This is a genomic window from Exiguobacterium sp. SL-10, assembly GCF_004337025.1.
In the GTDB taxonomy this organism is placed as follows: domain Bacteria; phylum Bacillota; class Bacilli; order Exiguobacteriales; family Exiguobacteriaceae; genus Exiguobacterium.
In genome coordinates, this window is the sequence record NZ_SJUP01000017.1 from 1 (window position 1) to 18,238 (window position 18,238).

General features: G+C 49.1%; 21 protein-coding genes and 2 rRNA genes. 22 read left to right on the plus strand and 1 reads right to left on the minus strand.

Annotated elements, in window-relative coordinates; translation table 11 throughout:
• The 11 genes from EVJ33_RS14045 to rsmI form a co-directional block, all read left to right on the plus strand.
• Positions 1-89 (plus strand): 23S ribosomal RNA (locus tag EVJ33_RS14045); the annotation flags it as partial.
• A 96-nt stretch (positions 90-185) separates the two neighbouring features.
• Positions 186-301: ribosomal RNA gene (gene rrf, locus EVJ33_RS14050) — 5S ribosomal RNA — on the plus strand.
• 86 nt (positions 302-387) lie between these two features.
• On the plus strand, positions 388-1,809 hold the full coding sequence (locus tag EVJ33_RS14055) for an aminotransferase class I/II-fold pyridoxal phosphate-dependent enzyme (RefSeq protein ID WP_236634642.1): 1,422 nt from the start codon (positions 388-390) through the stop codon (positions 1,807-1,809).
• Between the two features lie 2 nt (positions 1,810-1,811).
• Positions 1,812-2,450, plus strand: coding sequence for a dTMP kinase (gene tmk, locus EVJ33_RS14060; RefSeq protein ID WP_131438068.1), 639 nt, complete (start codon positions 1,812-1,814; stop codon positions 2,448-2,450).
• Positions 2,450-2,779, plus strand: a complete 330-nt coding sequence (locus EVJ33_RS14065) for a cyclic-di-AMP receptor (RefSeq protein ID WP_029594397.1) — start codon at positions 2,450-2,452, stop codon at positions 2,777-2,779. Before tmk ends, EVJ33_RS14065 begins: the two co-directional genes overlap by 1 nt.
• Positions 2,780-2,811: 32 nt before the next feature.
• Positions 2,812-3,789 carry a DNA polymerase III subunit delta' gene (locus EVJ33_RS14070; protein ID WP_236634643.1) on the plus strand — a complete coding sequence of 326 codons (978 nt, stop codon included), beginning with the start codon at positions 2,812-2,814 and terminating at the stop codon, positions 3,787-3,789.
• 6 nt (positions 3,790-3,795) lie between these two features.
• Positions 3,796-4,626, plus strand: coding sequence for a PSP1 domain-containing protein (locus tag EVJ33_RS14075; RefSeq protein ID WP_131438072.1), 831 nt, complete (start codon positions 3,796-3,798; stop codon positions 4,624-4,626).
• A 23-nt stretch (positions 4,627-4,649) separates the two neighbouring features.
• The gene (gene yabA / locus EVJ33_RS14080) at positions 4,650-4,985 is read left to right on the plus strand and encodes a DNA replication initiation control protein YabA (RefSeq protein ID WP_131438074.1); all 336 of its coding nucleotides are present in this window, start codon (positions 4,650-4,652) and stop codon (positions 4,983-4,985) included.
• 66 nt (positions 4,986-5,051) lie between these two features.
• Positions 5,052-5,786: a tRNA1(Val) (adenine(37)-N6)-methyltransferase gene (locus EVJ33_RS14085; RefSeq protein WP_131438076.1), complete on the plus strand. Its 735-nt coding sequence runs from the start codon at positions 5,052-5,054 to the stop codon at positions 5,784-5,786.
• Positions 5,779-6,057, plus strand: a complete 279-nt coding sequence (locus tag EVJ33_RS14090; protein WP_131438078.1) for a GIY-YIG nuclease family protein — start codon at positions 5,779-5,781, stop codon at positions 6,055-6,057. Before EVJ33_RS14085 ends, EVJ33_RS14090 begins: the two co-directional genes overlap by 8 nt.
• On the plus strand, positions 6,029-6,898 hold the full coding sequence (gene rsmI, locus EVJ33_RS14095) for a 16S rRNA (cytidine(1402)-2'-O)-methyltransferase (RefSeq protein ID WP_131438080.1): 870 nt from the start codon (positions 6,029-6,031) through the stop codon (positions 6,896-6,898). The genes EVJ33_RS14090 and rsmI overlap by 29 nt, the downstream gene beginning before the upstream one ends.
• A 16-nt stretch (positions 6,899-6,914) precedes the next feature.
• On the opposite strand, the gene EVJ33_RS14100 is transcribed toward rsmI, so the two are convergent.
• The gene (locus tag EVJ33_RS14100; protein WP_024372343.1) at positions 6,915-7,208 is read right to left on the minus strand and encodes a transition state genes transcriptional regulator AbrB; all 294 of its coding nucleotides are present in this window, start codon (positions 7,206-7,208) and stop codon (positions 6,915-6,917) included.
• Between the two features lie 329 nt (positions 7,209-7,537).
• On the opposite strand from EVJ33_RS14100, the gene metG reads away from it, so the two are divergent.
• From metG to EVJ33_RS14155, 11 genes are all read left to right on the plus strand, one after another.
• The gene (metG, locus tag EVJ33_RS14105) at positions 7,538-9,496 is read left to right on the plus strand and encodes a methionine--tRNA ligase (RefSeq protein WP_131438082.1); all 1,959 of its coding nucleotides are present in this window, start codon (positions 7,538-7,540) and stop codon (positions 9,494-9,496) included.
• Positions 9,497-9,549: 53 nt separating this feature from the next.
• Complete coding sequence (locus tag EVJ33_RS14110; protein ID WP_131438084.1) at positions 9,550-10,317, plus strand: TatD family hydrolase; 768 nt, start codon at positions 9,550-9,552, stop codon at positions 10,315-10,317.
• A gap of 17 nt (positions 10,318-10,334) precedes the next feature.
• On the plus strand, positions 10,335-11,621 hold the full coding sequence (locus tag EVJ33_RS14115; RefSeq protein ID WP_236634644.1) for a 3D domain-containing protein: 1,287 nt from the start codon (positions 10,335-10,337) through the stop codon (positions 11,619-11,621).
• Positions 11,614-12,174 (plus strand): ribonuclease M5, encoded by a 561-nt coding sequence (gene rnmV / locus EVJ33_RS14120; protein WP_131438088.1) that lies wholly within the window; start codon positions 11,614-11,616, stop codon positions 12,172-12,174. The genes EVJ33_RS14115 and rnmV overlap by 8 nt, the downstream gene beginning before the upstream one ends.
• Positions 12,171-13,049 (plus strand): 16S rRNA (adenine(1518)-N(6)/adenine(1519)-N(6))-dimethyltransferase RsmA, encoded by an 879-nt coding sequence (gene rsmA, locus EVJ33_RS14125; protein WP_131438089.1) that lies wholly within the window; start codon positions 12,171-12,173, stop codon positions 13,047-13,049. Before rnmV ends, rsmA begins: the two co-directional genes overlap by 4 nt.
• An 82-nt stretch (positions 13,050-13,131) precedes the next feature.
• The gene (locus tag EVJ33_RS14130; RefSeq protein WP_021065751.1) at positions 13,132-13,368 is read left to right on the plus strand and encodes a Veg family protein; all 237 of its coding nucleotides are present in this window, start codon (positions 13,132-13,134) and stop codon (positions 13,366-13,368) included.
• Positions 13,369-13,468: 100 nt separating this feature from the next.
• Entirely contained in the window at positions 13,469-14,332 is an 864-nt protein-coding gene (gene ispE, locus EVJ33_RS14135) for a 4-(cytidine 5'-diphospho)-2-C-methyl-D-erythritol kinase (RefSeq protein WP_201739721.1), read from the plus strand.
• A gap of 73 nt (positions 14,333-14,405) precedes the next feature.
• Positions 14,406-15,230 (plus strand): pur operon repressor, encoded by an 825-nt coding sequence (gene purR, locus EVJ33_RS14140; protein ID WP_131438092.1) that lies wholly within the window; start codon positions 14,406-14,408, stop codon positions 15,228-15,230.
• Positions 15,231-15,366: 136 nt separating this feature from the next.
• Positions 15,367-15,666, plus strand: a complete 300-nt coding sequence (gene spoVG, locus EVJ33_RS14145) for a septation regulator SpoVG (RefSeq protein WP_131438094.1) — start codon at positions 15,367-15,369, stop codon at positions 15,664-15,666.
• Positions 15,667-15,851: 185 nt separating this feature from the next.
• Complete coding sequence (gene glmU, locus EVJ33_RS14150) at positions 15,852-17,207, plus strand: bifunctional UDP-N-acetylglucosamine diphosphorylase/glucosamine-1-phosphate N-acetyltransferase GlmU (protein WP_131438095.1); 1,356 nt, start codon at positions 15,852-15,854, stop codon at positions 17,205-17,207.
• Positions 17,208-17,252: 45 nt separating this feature from the next.
• On the plus strand, positions 17,253-18,209 hold the full coding sequence (locus tag EVJ33_RS14155; protein ID WP_029594403.1) for a ribose-phosphate diphosphokinase: 957 nt from the start codon (positions 17,253-17,255) through the stop codon (positions 18,207-18,209).
• Positions 18,210-18,238 lie beyond the last annotated feature (29 nt).

The following is an 18,238-nucleotide window of genomic DNA, read 5'->3' on the forward strand; positions in this document are numbered from 1 at the left end:
CCTCAGAGACGATGAGGTAGATAGGTCATGGGTGGAAGCACGGCGACGTGTGGAGCTGAATGATACTAATCGGTCGAGGCTTTGATCTAGTCTAATGGTTTGTATGAATTGATGAGTCTTCAGTTTTCAGGGAACAACCCTGAAATGAATTGACACGCCCTCAGGGCGAGGTTAATATTCTTTTGTCTGGTGGCGATAGCGAAGCGGCCACACCCGTTCCCATGCCGAACACGGAAGTTAAGCGCTTCAGCGCCGAAAGTAGTTGGGGGTCTCCCCCTGTGAGGATAGGACGTTGCCAGGCCAACGCGAAAGACGATCAAGCATCCGCTTGGTCGTCTCTTTTTGTATAGTTAAGTCGCATTTATTTCAGATTGGAAGGGTGCCTATATGACTCGGAAACCTAAACATAATCCTTTTACATTTATGGAAACGCTGGAGCAACATGTGCGAGAAGGACGTGTCTCTTTCCATGTACCTGGTCATCACAATGGAACGGTGAGAGATGAGAGGCTTCCTACTGTTTTTCACAAAATTATGCCATATGACTTAACAGAACTTGGGCACTTGGATGATTTACATCATGCGGAAGGGATTATCCTAGAAGGTGAAAAGGCGTTAGGCTCCCTTTATCAGAGCAAAAGTAAATGGTTAGTAAATGGATCTACTTCAGGAAACTGGAGTTTGTTAGCAGCAACCGTAAAGCGTGGAGAGCGAGTATATGTACAACGAAATTCTCACAAATCGGTTTGGAACGCCATTGAGTGGCTCGGTCTAGAGCCGATTTTACTCACACCCGAATTAGATAGAGGAAGTAGCTTGCCTACTGTTGTCGCATTGGAAACAATTCAAGACGCCATCACGCAGTACCCAGGAGGAAAAGCTCTCCTTCTAACATCCCCTACCTATTACGGAGACATGGCAAATATTCCGCAAATTAGTGCGTATTTGCGTTCGTTGAGCATTCCTCTATTAGTAGATGAAGCACATGGCGCTCATTTGATTCACCCTACATTTCCAAAGCGATCGGCCATTTTTGAAGGGGCTAGTGCCGTCGTACAATCAGCTCATAAAACGCTGCCGGCTCTCACGATGGGCGCATGGATTCACTACAAAGAAGAAATTGATGAAAAGCGTTTGTTTCATGCACTTTCGTCGTTTCAAACGTCTAGTCCATCTTACTTGATTATGGCCTCTCTTGATTATGCGAGGGAGTATCTCGAAAATTTAAGTGATCAAGATTGGGCGCATATTCAAACTAGCCATTTCGCGTTCATCATGGAAATGAGACGAGCTGGGTTTTCTATCAAAGTGGGCGATGACTTCACGAAGATGACTGTTTTAACATATCCGAAAAATGGTCTCGTGTTTAGCCAACACTTAGCATCGATTGGGATTGACGTAGAACTGGCTGCAGAAGATCACGTGTTATTCTGTTTGCCGTTAAGGGAATTAAACAGCCAAGAGATTCACCATTGGGTCAAACTGATTAAAAATGCATCGCAGCACGTTCCGCTCATCGTCGAAGATGAGACAATTTTTCCTTATCCGATGACCGAACGCGTATCACTGTTGCATGCTATATCGGATGACGCCGACATTGTCCGTCTCTCGTTTGAGCAAGCGATTGGACATGTTGCTGCGGAGACCGTTATTCCATACCCCCCGGGAATTCCTTGGATTCTAAGAGGGGAAGTCATCACTCATGAGAAAATAAGAGTTTTGAATGAATGGATTTCATTAGGACGGAACCTGCAGGCAAGTAGACATGTTATGATGAAACAAATTGAAGTTATCGTAGAGGAGTTTTAAGCGTGAAAGGTATGTTTATTACTGTGGAAGGACCAGATGGTTCTGGGAAAACAACACAGCTCCAATTGTTAGTTCAGTCGTTGACTGAGCAAGGATACGAAGTGGTCGTCACCCGTGAGCCAGGAGGAACGAAAGTCGGAAATAGCATCCGAGAAGTCTTACTCTCGCCAGAACATGATGAGATGACACCACGCGTCGAAATGATGCTCTATGCCGCATCCCGAGCCCAAAATGTCGACCAAGTGATTCGACCGGCTCTCCACCGCGGAGCGATTGTCGTATGTGATCGATTTGTCGACGCCTCGGTTGCTTATCAAGGATACGGACTCCAATATGACTTGTCGCAAATTTTGTCATTAAACGAGTGGGCAACAGCCGGGATCAAACCTGACTTGACGTTCCTCTTTGATTTGACCCCTGATCAAGCGAGTCATCGCATGAAAGAGAGAGGTCAATTGGATCGGATTGAGAGCCGTGACGAGTCCTTCCACCAACGCGTATATGAAGGATTTCAAAAATTATTAGAACAACATCCGGAACGAATGGTTCGCATCGATGCTAGTGCCACGATTGAAATGATTCAGGATGAAGTGTTAGATATTACGTTAGAACGATTAAATGAAAGAGGAGTGATGCAATAATGAAGATGGTAATCGCGATTGTACATGATAAGGATAGTGCACGCTTGTCAGATGCTTTGATTGAAGAAGATTTCCGCGCTACGAAATTAGCTACGACGGGTGGCTTTTTGAAAGAAGGAAACACCACGTTTATGATTGGTGTACCGAAAGAACGATTAGATGACCTCCTTGCGCTAATTAAATCGAATTGCTCGAGCCGGGATCAAATGATTACGCCGATTTCACCGATGGGTGGTCACGCCGATTCATATATTCCGTATCCTGTAGAAGTCCAAGTTGGCGGAGCGACTGTGTTTGTCTTGCCGATTGAAGGATTCCATCAGTTTTAATGGGAACGGTCACGAATATGAGCTTTCAAGAATTGACGAAAACTCAAACAGTTATTGCGAAAGTAATTGAAAACTCGATTGTTGCTCAAAAGGTCGGTCACGCTTATATTTTCTCTGGTGACTATGAACCTTATTTGATTGAAACGGCGCAACTATTTGCGAAGTCTCTTTTTTGTGAGTCGCCAGATGGGGTAGAGCCTTGTGGTAGCTGCCGAAACTGTAGACGGATGGATTCGGGAAACCTTGTCGACTACATGGAAGTCGAACCGGATGGGGCCAGTATCAAGAAAGAACAGGTGCAACAGCTATTGAGTGACTTGTCTTTACGTGGTGCAGAAGGTGACCGTCAAGTGTATGTCATTCACCAAGCCCATAAAATGACCCCACAGGCCGCCAACAGCCTATTGAAGTTCTTTGAAGAGCCTGGTGTGGGGAAACTAGCAATTTTAGTAACAACCCAGCCACAACTCCTTTTGCCGACAATCCGTTCGCGAGCTCAGCATTTAGTGTTCCGTCCGATTGATCGGGAGCGACTCGTAGAAACGTTAGTAACGGAAGCGCAGTGTACAAGCGATTTGGCACGTCTTGCCTTACAGACGTATCCGAAATGGGAAGATGCGCGTGAGGCGCTTCACAACGACTGGTTTGTACAGGCGTACGGGCTAGTGGTACAATTAGTTGAAGTATTGACAAAACGCCCGCAGGAATTACTTTTATTCGCCCAGGAAAAATGGCTTGGCCATTTCAAAGGGCGGAACGAGTTGCGAGTTGGTCTCGAGCTGTTCGAAAACTGGTTGGAGCAAGCGCTCCATTTCAAAGTACGAACAGATTATGTCCCGGAGTTATTTACGAAAGAACAAGCGCTTTATATCGCGTTTGTTAAAGATCGTCCGGTGCATAAAATCGTCCATGCCATTGAGTATGTCCATGAGGCGATTCGACGACTAGAGGCAAACGTCAATCCTCAATTAACGTTCGAACGGTTAACGTTCGATTTGCAGAAAGGATAGGAGAGCGTGCTTGAAGTAGTTGGAGTCCGTTTTAAAGAAGCGGGAAAAATCTATTACTTTTCACCAGGCGAAGCAACGCTTGAACGTGGGGACCATGTCATCGTAGAGACGGTACGAGGCATCGAATACGGTGAAATCGTCCAAGTTGGTAAACAACTTGGTGAAGACGAAGTGGTTTTACCGCTAAAGACAATCCTTCGTGTCGCTGATTCAAAAGATGCCGAAATCGTGCGAGACAATCGATTGGCTGCTTTTGACGCTCACGCCGTCTGTGAAGAAAAAATTCGTGAACATCGACTTGAGATGAAGTTAGTAGATGTTGAGTATACATTTGATCGTAATAAAGTCATCTTTTATTTCACGGCAGAAGGCCGTGTTGACTTCCGTGAGCTTGTCAAAGATTTGGCGAGTGTGTTTCGGACTCGCATCGAACTTCGTCAAATCGGAGTTCGAGATGAAGCCAAACTCTTGAGCGGAATCGGACCTTGTGGTCGTGTGTTGTGTTGCTCCTCGTTCTTAGGGGAATTTGAACCGGTATCCATTAAGATGGCTAAGGATCAGAATCTATCCTTGAACCCGAATAAGATCTCCGGTGTATGTGGTCGTCTCATGTGCTGTCTGAAATACGAGAATGATACGTATGAAGAATTGAAGCGGGATTTGCCAGACGTCGGAAAACGAATCAAAATTCCAGAAGGTGACGGACGTGTCATCGGTCTCAACATCTTGGATCAGTTGATTCAAGTCGAATTGAATGATCGAACCCGTGTTGTGACGTATACAATCGACGAACTCGTTGAAGTCGGTGCAGTCAAACGAAAACCGTTGAAACAGTGATGGGGTGCTGAGCAGTGGAAAGAATGGATAAAAAGGAAGTCATGATGCGGGTCGACGCGATCGAGCAACAGATGCAATTGTTGACGGAGCATTTAGGGGTGCTCAAAGAGCAACTCGCCTACTTGCTCGAAGAAAACCAACACATGTATCTCGAAAACCATCATTTGCGCGAAAAAGTGGAGCAACTCGCAGAAGTCGATACACCCGACGGCGATCCTCAAATTGCCTTGTCCGGAAAAGGACAAAACAATTTGGCGGCATTATATCAAGAAGGGTTTCATATCTGCAACCTGCACTATGGACAAGTCAGAAAAGATGGAGATTGTCTGTTCTGCATGTCAATGCTAAATAAACATTAATAAAGGGGCGATAGACGGGCATACACCCGTCCGTCGCCTTTGTACGTTATGTAGGAGGGAAATGGCGTGACTGTAAAACAAGGGGAACGTCTTGATGATCTGTTGGGACGTCCCGGAAAAATCATTCAAAGTGATGATGTGTTTTCATTTTCATTGGATGCGGTGCTGCTCGCCGAATTTGTGTGGGTTCCGATTCAAAAAGGGAAGCTCGTTGATTTGTGCGCCGGCACGGGAGCGATTCCACTCTTTTTATCGTATCGGACGAAAGGGACGGTCACGGGCGTTGAAATCCAGCCTCGTCTCGTCGATATGGCGAACCGGAGCATTGGCGTCAATGATCTAGACGACAGGCTTCATATCGTTGAAGGGGATGTGAAACATGCGGCAAGCGTATTAGGGCATGCCCGGTATGACGTCGTCACGTGTAACCCGCCTTACTTTTTGGCGAACGAGACATCACTCCGTAATCAAAATGAGCACCATACGATTGCGCGTCATGAAGTGCTCTGCACGTTAGAAGACTGTATCCGTTCAGCCAGCCAGCTCGTTAAGCCGGGTGGGAAGGTAGCCTTCGTCCATCGGCCAGAGCGACTGCTCGATATTATAACGCTCATGCGGGCGTATCGGATCGAACCGAAGCGAATGCAACTCGTTTACCCAAAACAAGGTCGAGACGCGAACACATTGTTAATAGAGGGGTCAAAAGATGGAAAAGCAGGGCTCACAATCTTACCTCCGTTTGTCGTTTATGAGGAAGATGATACGTACACGAGTGACATGCAGGCAATCCTCGATGCGTAAACACTACGCGTACATCCTTGAGTGTCAGGATGGCACGTATTACACCGGGTATACGACAAATGTGGAAAAACGGATGGAGACGCATAACGCAGGAAAAGGTGCGAAATACACGCGAGCCCGTCTCCCAGTGACGTTACGGTACGTCAAGTCGTTCGAGACGAAGCGTGCGGCCATGCAGTATGAATGGTCCATCAAACAACTCACTCGGGCTCAAAAACAGCAATTGATGGAGGGGACGAGTAATGAACTCACAAAAAAGTTATCAGACTGACGGACCCACGCTCTACGTTGTGCCGACGCCAATCGGAAATTTAGAAGATATGACGTACCGAGCGGTTCGAATTCTAGGGGAAGTGGATTTGATTGCAGCCGAAGACACGCGGCAAACGATGAAACTGTGCCGTCATTTTGGAATCGAAACGAAGCTGGTCAGCTATCACGAGCACAACAAGCACGTGAGCGGACCACGCCTGATTGAAGACATCGAGGCAGGTAAGTCGATTGCCATCGTCTCAGACGCTGGCATGCCGGGTATTTCGGACCCCGGGAGTGATCTCGTGCGGTTGGCCATCTCGGCGAAGCTCCCCGTCGTCGTCCTACCGGGTGCGAACGCAGCGCTCACGGCGCTTGTCGCTTCAGGTCTTGCGACCGAGCGGTTCTTGTACTACGGCTTTTTACCGCGTAAAAAGAAAGAACGTCTCGACATATTGACGTCGTTGCAATACGAGCCGGGCACCATCATTTTTTATGAGGCGCCGCATCGGTTGAAAGAGATGTTAACCGGGATCCAGGACGTGTTCGGCAATCGGCAAATCGTTCTCGGACGCGAGTTGACGAAAACGTTTGAAGAGTTTTTACGTGGGACGGTAGAAGAAGCGCTAGTCTGGTGTGAAGGCGAAGTACGTGGTGAGTTCGTCGTCATGGTGGCTGGCTCGACGGAAGCGGCACCGACACACGACTGGTGGGAGGCGTTATCGCCGCTCGAGCACGTCGATCGTTATATCGAGGACGGATTGAAACCGAACGCGGCCATTAAACAAGCCGCTAAAGAACGAGGTCTGTCGCGCAGCGAGGTTTACGATGCCTATCATCAAGTGGACAAAAAAGAGTAAGCAAGGAATCCCTTGCTTACTCTTCGCTGTAGTAGTTTTCGAGCATGTTTTTCAACTCGACGAGAACGCGTTGCGCGCCTTCTGGTGAAAGGATCAATTTACCGTCTGCCAACTTGAAGTTGTCGTCCGATACTTCGCCCGTCACTTGACAAGTCATATTCGGTTTATATTTTTTCAATACGATTTGTTCGTTGTCGACGTAGATTTCAAGAGCGTCTTTCTCAGCGATCCCGAGTGTGCGGCGTAATTCGATTGGAATAACGACACGACCGAGCTCATCAACTTTCCGTACGATACCTGTAGATTTCATTTTGTGTTTCCTCCTCCAATGGTGTCGAAATCTCTTGGTGACATGAGTCGTCAAAATTCGACAATGTTACTACAGCAAAAAGCATACTAAACTTTCCAATTGTAGTCAACTGCTTACTATTGGAAATCTACATTTTCGAAAAATGACGATGTAAGAGTGATATATACCTAAAATTCCCCGAAAGTTAGGACCTGAAACAAAGAAAGGGTTTATCTGGAACATTTTTAATGAGGGAATAACAAAATAATTCCAAACAATTGGTTTGGAAATTCTTTTGTCGAACCGTGTATAATGGAAATTGCAAATGTCGAAAGGATGGAGAACATACAATGGCGAAGCCTACTTTTTATATTACGACTCCGATTTATTATCCGAGTGCTAAACTACACATTGGTCACGCTTATACGACGGTGGCCGGCGATGCGATTGCGCGCTATAAACGTCTGAAAGGATTTGACGTTCGCTATTTGACCGGGACAGATGAGCACGGTCAAAAGATTCAAGAAAAAGCGAAAGAAGCAGGTGTGACACCGCAAGCGTTCGTGGATGAAGTCGTCAAAGACATCAAAGTGTTGTGGGACCGTCTTGAAATCTCATATGACGACTATATCCGTACAACGGATGCGCGCCATAAGGCCGTCGTCGAGCACGTATTTGAGACGCTTCTGAAGAATGATGATATTTATCTTGGTGAATACGAAGGCTGGTACTCGATTCCTGATGAGACGTATTATACAGAGTCTCAGCTCATCGACGGCAAGAGCCCGGACAGCGGTCACCCGGTCGAGCTCGTACGTGAAGAATGTTACTTCTTCCGCCTCAGCAAATACGCGGATCGTTTGATTGAGTACTTCGAATCACATCCCGATTTCATCTTACCGGAATCGCGTAAAACCGAGATGATCAATAACTTCTTGAAGCCAGGCCTTCAAGACTTGGCCGTTTCACGGACGACGTTTGATTGGGGTGTCCAAGTGCCGTCGAATCCGAAGCACGTCGTGTACGTGTGGGTCGATGCCCTCACGAACTATATCTCTGCCCTCGGATACGGGTCGGACAACGACGAGTTGTTCAACCGTTATTGGCCAGCCGACGTCCATTTGGTTGGGAAAGAAATCGTCCGTTTCCATACGATTATTTGGCCGGCACTCCTCATGGCGCTTGACCTCCCGTTGCCGAAACAAGTTTTCGCGCATGGATGGTTGCTCATGAAAGATGGCAAAATGTCGAAATCAAAAGGCAACGTCGTCGACCCGATTCCACTCATCGACCGCTACGGACTCGATTCGCTCCGTTACTATCTTCTTCGTGAAGTTCCGTTTGGAGCAGATGGAACGTTCACACCGGAAGCGTTTGTGGATCGCTTGAACTTTGACCTCGCGAACGACCTCGGAAACCTGCTCAACCGGACCGTGGCGATGATTAAGAAGTATTTCGATGGCGAGATCCCTGCCTATACGGGCAATGTGACGGAGTTCGATGCCTCGCTGCTTCAAGTCGTCAAGGAGACGACAGAGAAGACGGAAGCTGCCATGGAGCACATGGAGTTTTCAGTCGCGCTCACAAGTATTTGGCAACTCGTCAGCCGTGCCAATAAATACATCGACGAGACGCAACCGTGGGTCCTTGCGAAGGACGAAGCGAAACGGAATGAACTGGCATCGGTGATGACCCACCTTGCCGGCGTACTTCGTCACGTGGCGATCATGATTCAGCCGTTCATGACACGGGCGCCAAAAGAGATGTTCCGCCAGCTCGGGCTTGAAGGAAAAGACATGTCATGGGAAACGCTCGATACGTTCGCGGCTTTCGACGGAGCGACTGTCACTGACGGAACGCCGATTTTCCCACGTCGTGACGTGAAGGAAGAAATCGATGCGATTCAAGAGATGATGCGTCAAGCATCGAAAGCACGCATTGAAGAAGAGGAAGTGGAAGGCGATATCGAAGATGAGGACGTACGTCCAGAAATCACAATCGACGTCTTTGACCAAGTCGAGTTCCGTGTCGGTCAAATCATCGAAGCCGACAAAATCAAGAAGGCGAAGAAATTGTTGAAACTTCAAGTCGACCTTGGCGGGGAGACGCGCCAAATCGTCTCAGGCATCGCTGAATGGTATGCGCCGGAAGATTTGGTCGGGAAGAAAGTCATCGTCGTCGCCAACTTGAAGCCGGTCAAACTGCGTGGCGAGTTGTCACAAGGGATGATTTTAGCGGCAGATAAAGACGGAAAGCTTGAACTTGCGACCGTATCTGAGAATATGCCGAACGGGGCCATCGTCAAATAATCGTTTGGGGGAGACTTCGGTCTCCCTCTTTGTCTATAGAAGGAGGAAGCATCATGTTGATTGATACGCATACCCATATCAATGCCGAGCAATTCAATGAGGACGTCGAAGCGACAATCAAGCGGGCTCGTGCTGCGGGCGTTTCCCCGATGCTCGTCGTCGGATTCGATAATCCGACCATCACGCGGGCAATCGAACTCGCGGAAACGTATGAGGATATTTACGCCATCGTTGGATGGCACCCGGTCGATGCCGTCGATTGTACGGATGCTGATTTGCAGAGAATCGAGACGTTAATGGCCCATCCGAAAGTGATGGCGCTTGGAGAAATCGGACTTGATTACCATTGGGACAAATCGGAGAAAGAGGTCCAACAACGCGTATTCCGTCAGCAAATCGCCATCGCGAAGCGGACGAACATGCCGATTGTGATTCATAATCGGGAAGCGACAGCCGACGTGCTCGATATTTTAGAGGAAGAACACGCCGAAGCGGTCGGTGGTGTGTTCCATAGTTACAGCATGTCTGTCGAACTGTTGGAACGCTGTCTGCGTCTAAACTTCTACATCTCGCTCGGAGGACCGGTGACGTTTAAAAATGCGAAAGTCCCGAAGGCGGTGGCGCAACAAGTGCCGCTCGATCGTCTCCTTGTCGAGACGGACTGTCCGTATTTAACGCCGACACCGTTCCGAGGTAAGCGGAACGAACCAGCTTACGTCACATATGTCGCCGAAGAGATTGCATCATTGCGCGACATGTCCTATGATGCGCTCGCTGAAGCAACGACAGCCAATGCGAAGCGTCTATTTCGTCTCCCATGATGTTCAGGCGCATCATATTGAGTATTGGTGTCGTAGCGACGGCGGTGTTCGCGTATATGGCGATGCAGCCTGAACCGATCACCATCGTGGACGACGGTGTGACGACCGTGTACGAGAGTCGCGGCGAGTCGGTATTAGAGGTGCTTGAAGAGACCGGTATTGTCATTGACGAGGCGGATGTGGTGACGCCCGCCTTAAGTGCCGACATCCCGATGGATCGAGTGATTCAGATTGAGCGGGCCCGCACCGTATCGCTTCAAATCGGTTACGGGCAAGTTGAGACGATCGAAACGCGCGAACGCACCGTCGAAGACGTATTACTTCGCTATGGAGTAAGTGTGCGTGAAGGGGACGATGTGTATCCGGGCATACGTGCACCGGTCACATCAGGGATGACAATTCGTTACCAGCCTGTCGTCGCCCTCGATGTCATTGTCGGGGACGAGGCAAACACCTTGTATACGATGGCTCAAACTGTCGAACAGGCGCTACAAGAAGCGAATGTCACGATTTCTGACCAAGATACGGTCGTCCCGGCGCTAACGACACCGGTACGTGAGGGCATGACCATCACCGTCAACGTGAGTCGAGACGTCGTACAATATGAAAGTCGTCTGATCCCGTTTGAAATCGTCATGGAAGAGGACGACACGCTCGAAATTGGAGAGACCGAAGTCGTACAAGTCGGCATCCCGGGACTCGAACGGACGCGGTATGCACTAACAGTGGAAAATGGTACAATTACAAATCGGACCGAAACGAGCGTTGACGTATTACAGACTGTACGTCCACAAATCATTAAACGTGGGACGAAAGTCGTGGCCGACCCGGAGACGGAACCGGTAACGAATCAAGAGACGACAGCCACACTCGAACCGTCGAGCCCGTTTCGAGAAGAGGCGGAGATTAAAATCGAAGAGACGCCTCGAGCCGAGGATGCTCTGGATTTCACCTCCGCGAAACAACTTCTTGTCGAAGCGACGGCGTATACGAACAATGCGGAAGACACGGTCACATTTGACGGCAGGGTACTGACCCGCAGCGGTTATGATGTAACGGAAACGATCTTGTATGAAGGGATGCGAATCATTGCTGTCGATCCAGCTGTTATTCCCCTTGGCACACGTGTGTATGTCGAAGGATTTGGCATGGCGATTGCCTTAGATACGGGCAGTGCGATCAAAGGGCATAAGATTGATGTGATGATGGACACGAAAGAAGAAGCGGTGACGTTTGGACGTAAACCGCTCACGATTTGGGTCATCCCGAAGCAAGAAGAGAAAGAAGGAAATGATGATGGGTGAAAAGATACAAGAAGTGATTGTCGTCGAAGGACGAGATGACACGACGCGGCTTCAAGAAGTATATGACGTCGATACGATTGAAACGAATGGGTCTGCCGTCTCGAAACAGACGATTGAACGAATCAAACGCGCCCAAGAAACGCGCGGCGTCATCATTTTGACGGACCCAGACTATCCAGGTGACCGAATCCGGGCCATTGTCGAGGAGCAGGTTAAAGGATGTAAGCATGCTTATTTGCCGCGGGCCGAAGCGAAAGATAAACGCGGCAAAATCGGTGTTGAACATGCGTCGCCGGCAACGATTCGTCGTGTGCTCGAAGCGGTGTATGAACAGCGAGTCGAGACCGACATGCCGCTCGTCACCCGTCAGATGGTACTCGAAGCCGATTTGATTGGCGGGGCGGATGCAGCTCGGCGTCGTAAACGGCTTGGCGTGTTACTCCGCATCGGTGAACCGAATGCCAAACAGTTTGTAAAGCGCGTGGAGGCGTTACGGGTCACGATTGAAGAATGGGAACGGGCATTGGCTCAGTTAGAGGAGGAAAATCATTGAAAGACATTGCAACCATCCAACGCACGAAATCAATTTTAGAACGTCACGGCTTCTCTTTCAAAAAGTCGCTCGGACAAAATTTTTTAATCGACTTAAATATTTTGAACAAAATCGTGGATGCGGCTGAGTTAGGTGAGGCGAGCGGGGTGCTCGAAATCGGTCCGGGCATCGGGTCGTTGACGGAACAGTCTGCCAAGCGGGCTAAGAAAGTCGTCGCCCTTGAGATCGACCAACGCCTGCTTCCGATTCTGGAAGATACGATGTCGCCCTATCCACATGTGCACGTCATTCACGGCGATGCACTTGAACTCGATATTCAAAGTATCGTGGAACGTGAGTTTTTTAACCAAGGAATCGAAGACATTTCAGTTGTGGCGAACTTGCCATACTATGTGACGACGCCAATCATCATGCGGTTACTCGAGAGTCAGGTTAAATTCCGCTCCCTCGTCATGATGATTCAAAAAGAAGTGGCCGAGCGAATCGGAGCGAAGCCGGGGACGAAAGCGTACGGTTCGCTCTCGATTGCGATTCAGTATTACGCAGAGGCGAATGTGAGCTTTATCGTCCCGAAAAGTGTGTTCATGCCGGCACCGAACGTCGATTCAGCGGTCATCACATTGAAAATGCGTCCAAAGCCGGCCGTTGATGTGAAAGATGAAGCCTTCTTCTTCGAACTTGCCCGGGCCAGTTTCGCACAACGTCGAAAAACCATTCTAAATAACTTGACGAATCATCTTGGGAAAGACAAAAAAATGGAAATTGAACAGTTTTTAGGTGAAGCCGGAATCGATCCGAAACGGCGAGGCGAAACGCTTTCGCTTGAGGAGTTTGCACGGTTAGCTGACACAATTTTACCACTTAAAAACAGTTGACGACCGGATAACGAATCGATATAATATTAATCTTTATTTTCTTTTTTGAATGTGTTATACTTGTAACAGTGAGGTGAAGCGTATGCCAAAGACGTTGCAAGAAATCAGACAGAAACTCGAATCGCATGTTGGAGAACGATTGACGTTGAAAGCAAACGGCGGTCGTAAGAAAGTCGTTACTCGGTTTGGAACGCTCGTTGAGACGTATCCCGCGGTGTTCGTCGTCAAATTGGATGAAGACCACCATAACGTGGAACGTGTCTCATATAGCTACGCTGATGTCCTAACGGATACAGTTAAAATTGAATTCAGTAATTGATCGATAAATGAGGGGCGGATGCATTGGCAGCTGCTTCTTTTTTTGTGCGCTCGTTTACGGTACAATGGCGAACAGGAGATACATGGGAAGGGTGAACGATATGCGCACGATCAGTGTGAAAGCGCCGGCAAAAATCAACTTGACGCTCGATGTCCTTGGGAAGCGGACAGACGGCTATCATGAAGTGGAAATGGTAATGACGACAGTAGACTTATCGGACCGGTTGGAATTGACCGTGCTCGATACGGATGAGATTCGGATCCAGTCCGAGCATGCCTATGTGCCGAACGACCATCGAAATTTAGCTTACCGTGCGGCTGAGCTGTTACGGAAGCGATTCAACATCAAACAAGGCGTCGAAATTGTATTAGACAAGCAAATCCCGGTCGCGGCAGGATTAGCCGGCGGCTCGAGCGACGCGGCGGCTACACTTCGGGGGATGAACGAACTGTTCGACCTCGGCCTTTCGTTAGAAGAGTTGGCCGAACTCGGGGCCGCCGTTGGATCGGACGTATCGTTTTGTGTCATGGGAGGAACTGCGATCGCGCGCGGTCGCGGCGAACAGTTAGAGACGATTCCATCACCGCCGCCGTGCTACGTCGTATTGGCGAAGCCGAAAATCGGCGTGTCGACTGCTGACGTCTATCGTGCCGTGCAGATGGAGAAGATTGTCCATCCGAACACCGAGGCGATGGTCATGGCGATTCGGGATCGTGATTTCGAGGGCATCTGTTCACATCTCGGGAACGCCCTCGAGGCGGTCACGCTCGAACTTCATCCGGAAGTTCGCCAAATCAAAGAGACGATGCTCCACTGCGGGGCGGATGGGGTGCTCATGAGTGGCAGTGGGCCGACGGTGTTCGCATTGATTGAACACGAGCAAAAAGCACATCGTGTCTATAATGGTCTGAAAGGATTTTGTCCTGAAGTGTTCGTCGTTCGGATTCTCGGCAAAAAACATTGAACAAAGACGAATGAGAGTGATATATTCTGTTTAGAACATTCGTCTATTATTGAAGAAGTGAAGGGGAATCCGTATGAAAATTCGTAGAAGTGGTCGTCTTGTCGATATGACCCGTTATTTGCTGGACCATCCACACCAGCTTGTCTCATTATCGATGTTTTCGAGTCGTTATAAAGCAGCTAAGTCATCGATCAGTGAAGATTTGGTCATCGTCAGTGAAATGCTTTCGCATGATGGTACCGGAAAACTTGTCACAGTGCCAGGAGCAGCCGGAGGTGTCATGTTCATTCCAGGATGGAGCAAGGAAAAGTCGCTCTCGATGATCGATGGCTTGTGTGAACAGTTGTCGAAACCGGAACGCCTGCTTCCGGGAGGGTACCTCTATTTGACAGATGTCCTTGGGAACCCAAGTCAAGTGAAGCCGATGGGGCAAGTCTTTGCATCCGTGTTCGCCGATCGAAAAGTCGATGTCGTCATGACGATCGCGACAAAAGGGATTCCGCTCGCTTATGCTGTTGCTGAGCAACTTGGTGTCCCATTCGTCATCGTTCGCTCTGATAGTCGTGTCACCGAAGGCTCAACGGTCAGCATCAACTACGTCTCGGGCTCATCAAAGGCGATTCGTACGATGGCGCTCGCTCGTCGCAGTCTGCCTCGTGGCGCGAACGTCCTATTGATTGATGACTTTATGAAAGCCGGTGGTACGATTCGCGGGATGATGAGTCTCTTGAACGAATTCGAGGCGAATCTTGCGGGTGTCGGTGTTCTCATGGAAGCGGAAGGCGCCGAGAAGAAGATGGTGAGCGAATACGTCAGTTTGATGAAATTGACGAACGTCGATTCAGATGAAGGGCTCGTCACGATTTCGCGCGGAAACGTCGAACAGTTCTTAAAGTGATTGGCAAAAATTTGATTTCGTTTTATGATGAAAGGGTATAAGATTCGTACGAAGTCACACCAGTTCGCTTGGAATCATCTCAGCCTTTTAGAAAGTACACCATGGTCTAGACAACGATGAAAAGGGGATGCGAAACATGCAGATCACAGACGTAAAAATTCGCAAAGTCGCGACGGAAGGTAGAATGAAGGCACTCGCCTCCATTACACTTGACCATGAATTTGTCGTACATGACCTTCGAATCATTGAAGGAAGTACCGGTCTTTTCGTAGCGATGCCGAGCAAGCGAACGCCAGAGGGGATTTTTCGCGACATTGCTCACCCGATCAATGGAGATATGCGTCAAAAAGTCGAGGCGGCTGTTTTAGAGGCATATGACCGAGAGGACATCGCCATCGCCGAGACGCGAGTACGGCACAATGCCATGAATGAGTAATTTTTGACAGCGGATGGGGACCCTTCCGCTGCCTTTTTACGTTTCATTGGTTACGAATGGTTACAACTGTTGAAACCATGTCACGGTTTCGATATAGTAGATACGGTGTAAATAAAGGTTTGAATGCAGAAAAAACCGAACGGTTGAGTACATTACAGTCGATATGAGATAGGAGCGAATCAAGAATGGATCGTTTTGCAGTCATTTTGGCAGCAGGTAAAGGAACGCGCATGAAGTCGAAACTCTATAAAGTGCTTCATCCGGTCCTCGGAAAACCGATGGTCGAACACGTCGTCGATCAACTCGACAAAATCGGGGTCAGTCGTCAAATCGTCATCGTCGGCCATGGGGCTGAAGCGGTACAAGAGACGTTGGGCTCACGCGTGGAGTATGCGGTCCAAGAAGAACAACTCGGTACAGGCCATGCCGTGCAGATGGCAGAAGGCGAACTCGCCGGTAAGCCCGGCGCGACACTTGTCGTTTGCGGGGATACGCCACTGTTGACAGCGGAAACGCTCGAGGCGCTGTTGGCTCATCATGAAGCTCAACAAGCAAAAGTGACTGTATTGACAGCCATCGCTGACGATGCGACAGGATATGGTCGCGTCATTCGTGGCGAAGACGGGAACGTCACAAAAGTTGTCGAGCATAAAGATGCGTCTGACACTGAGCTACAAATTCAAGAAATCAACACCGGAACGTACGTGTTTGATAACGAGCTCTTGTTCGATGCCTTGAAACAAGTCGGAAACAATAACGCTCAAGGCGAGTACTATTTGCCGGACGTCATCTCAATCGCAAAAGAAGCAGGCGAAGTCGTGGCAGCACATACGGCGCCAACATTCGATGAAACGATCGGGGTCAACGACCGGGTCGCCCTCTCACAAGCTGAAGCGGTCATGCGCAAGCGGACGAATGAACGCCTTATGCGAGACGGTGTGACGTTCATGGATCCTGCTTCGACGTACATCTCACCGGATGCGGTCATCGGCTCGGATACGATCATCTATCCAGGGACGGTCATTCTCGGGAAGACGGTCATCGGTTCAGAATGTGTGATTGGTCCAAACTCAGATATTCGTAATAGCGTCATCGAAGACGGAGCGATTGTTCGTCAGTCGGTCGTCAGTGATAGCCGTGTCGGAAGTGGGGCACAGGTCGGACCGTTCGCCCATCTTCGTCAACAAGCAGTGCTCGGCGCCAACACGCGCGTCGGTAACTTCGTGGAAATCAAAAAATCGACGTTCGGGGACGGTGCAAAAGCATCACATCTCAGCTATATCGGAGATGCTTCGATCGGGGAACGCGTCAACCTCGGCTGTGGATCCATCACGGTCAACTATGATGGCAAAAACAAGTTTGAAACGGTCGTCGAAGCCGATGCTTTCGTCGGATGTAACGTCAACTTGATTGCTCCAGTGAAAGTCGGGAAAGGTTCGATTGTTGCAGCTGGTTCGACCATTACAGATGATGTGCCAGAAGAGGCACTTGCGATTGCTCGCGAGCGCCAAACGAACAAAGAAGGTTACACGAAACGATAAGTTGCTGCCTATTATTATGGAAAACGATGGAGGAGAATCCTAAACATGTCTACTGTATATGAACGTGAAATTCGCCTATTTAGCTTAAACTCAAACCGCCCACTCGCCGAAGAGATTGCCAAAGAAATTGGCATCCCGCTCAGCGATTGCCAAGTGAAGCGGTTTAGCGACGGAGAACTTTACATCAACATCGAGGAGAGCGTACGAGGCGATGATGTGTACATTATTCAATCGACAAGCTCACCGGTGAACGAGACGCTTATGGAGTTACTCGTCATGATCGATGCGTTGAAGCGGGCTTCAGTCCGGACAATCAACGTGGTCATGCCTTACTACGGTTATGCTCGCCAAGACCGGAAGGCGCGCTCACGTGAGCCAATCACAGCGAAACTCGTCGCTGATCTGTTGACGGTCGCAGGCGCGACACGTTTGATCACGATGGACTTGCACGCTGCTCAAATCCAAGGTTTCTTCAATATCCCAGTAGATCAATTGTTAGGTGTTCCACTCATCTCGACGTATTTCGAGACAGAAGAATTCAAAGCGAAAGACATTGTTGTCGTTTCACCAGACCACGGTGGCGTCACGCGTGCCCGTAAGCTCGCGGAACGTTTGAAGGCACCAATCGCCATCATCGATAAGCGTCGTCCAGAGGCGAACGTGGCGGAAGTCATGAACATCGTTGGCAGCGTCGAAGGCAAGACGGCCATCTTGATCGATGACATCATCGATACAGCTGGAACGATCACGCTCGCAGCGGATGCCATCGTTCAAGCGGGAGCAAAAGAAGTGTACGCCTCGTGTACACACCCGGTTTTATCTGGACCTGCGATGGAACGGATTGACAATTCGTCAATCAAAGAACTCGTCGTTTTGAACACGATCGATTTAGAAGGTCGCGAATGTTCGAGCAAAATCAAGCAGATGTCGGTTGCCCGTTTGCTTGGGGAAGCGATCATGCGTGTCCACGAGCACAAATCGGTGAGCACGCTGTTCGATTAAAAAAACGAGGCCCGAAGGCGTTCGCCTTT

Coding starts and splice junctions, on each gene's coding strand:
- EVJ33_RS14110 (WP_131438084.1), top strand. CDS start 9,550: ATGTTGATTGATACGCATACCCATATCAATGCCGAGCAATTCAATGAG.
- rsmI (WP_131438080.1), top strand. CDS start 6,029: ATGAACTCACAAAAAAGTTATCAGACTGACGGACCCACGCTCTACGTT.
- EVJ33_RS14055 (WP_236634642.1), top strand. CDS start 388: ATGACTCGGAAACCTAAACATAATCCTTTTACATTTATGGAAACGCTG.
- yabA (WP_131438074.1), top strand. CDS start 4,650: ATGGATAAAAAGGAAGTCATGATGCGGGTCGACGCGATCGAGCAACAG.
- EVJ33_RS14090 (WP_131438078.1), top strand. CDS start 5,779: ATGCGTAAACACTACGCGTACATCCTTGAGTGTCAGGATGGCACGTAT.
- EVJ33_RS14065 (WP_029594397.1), top strand. CDS start 2,450: ATGAAGATGGTAATCGCGATTGTACATGATAAGGATAGTGCACGCTTG.
- purR (WP_131438092.1), top strand. CDS start 14,406: ATGAAAATTCGTAGAAGTGGTCGTCTTGTCGATATGACCCGTTATTTG.
- spoVG (WP_131438094.1), top strand. CDS start 15,367: ATGCAGATCACAGACGTAAAAATTCGCAAAGTCGCGACGGAAGGTAGA.
- EVJ33_RS14100 (WP_024372343.1), bottom strand. CDS start 7,208: ATGAAATCTACAGGTATCGTACGGAAAGTTGATGAGCTCGGTCGTGTC.
- metG (WP_131438082.1), top strand. CDS start 7,538: ATGGCGAAGCCTACTTTTTATATTACGACTCCGATTTATTATCCGAGT.
- ispE (WP_201739721.1), top strand. CDS start 13,469: ATGCGCACGATCAGTGTGAAAGCGCCGGCAAAAATCAACTTGACGCTC.
- EVJ33_RS14130 (WP_021065751.1), top strand. CDS start 13,132: ATGCCAAAGACGTTGCAAGAAATCAGACAGAAACTCGAATCGCATGTT.
- glmU (WP_131438095.1), top strand. CDS start 15,852: ATGGATCGTTTTGCAGTCATTTTGGCAGCAGGTAAAGGAACGCGCATG.
- rnmV (WP_131438088.1), top strand. CDS start 11,614: ATGGGTGAAAAGATACAAGAAGTGATTGTCGTCGAAGGACGAGATGAC.
- EVJ33_RS14155 (WP_029594403.1), top strand. CDS start 17,253: ATGTCTACTGTATATGAACGTGAAATTCGCCTATTTAGCTTAAACTCA.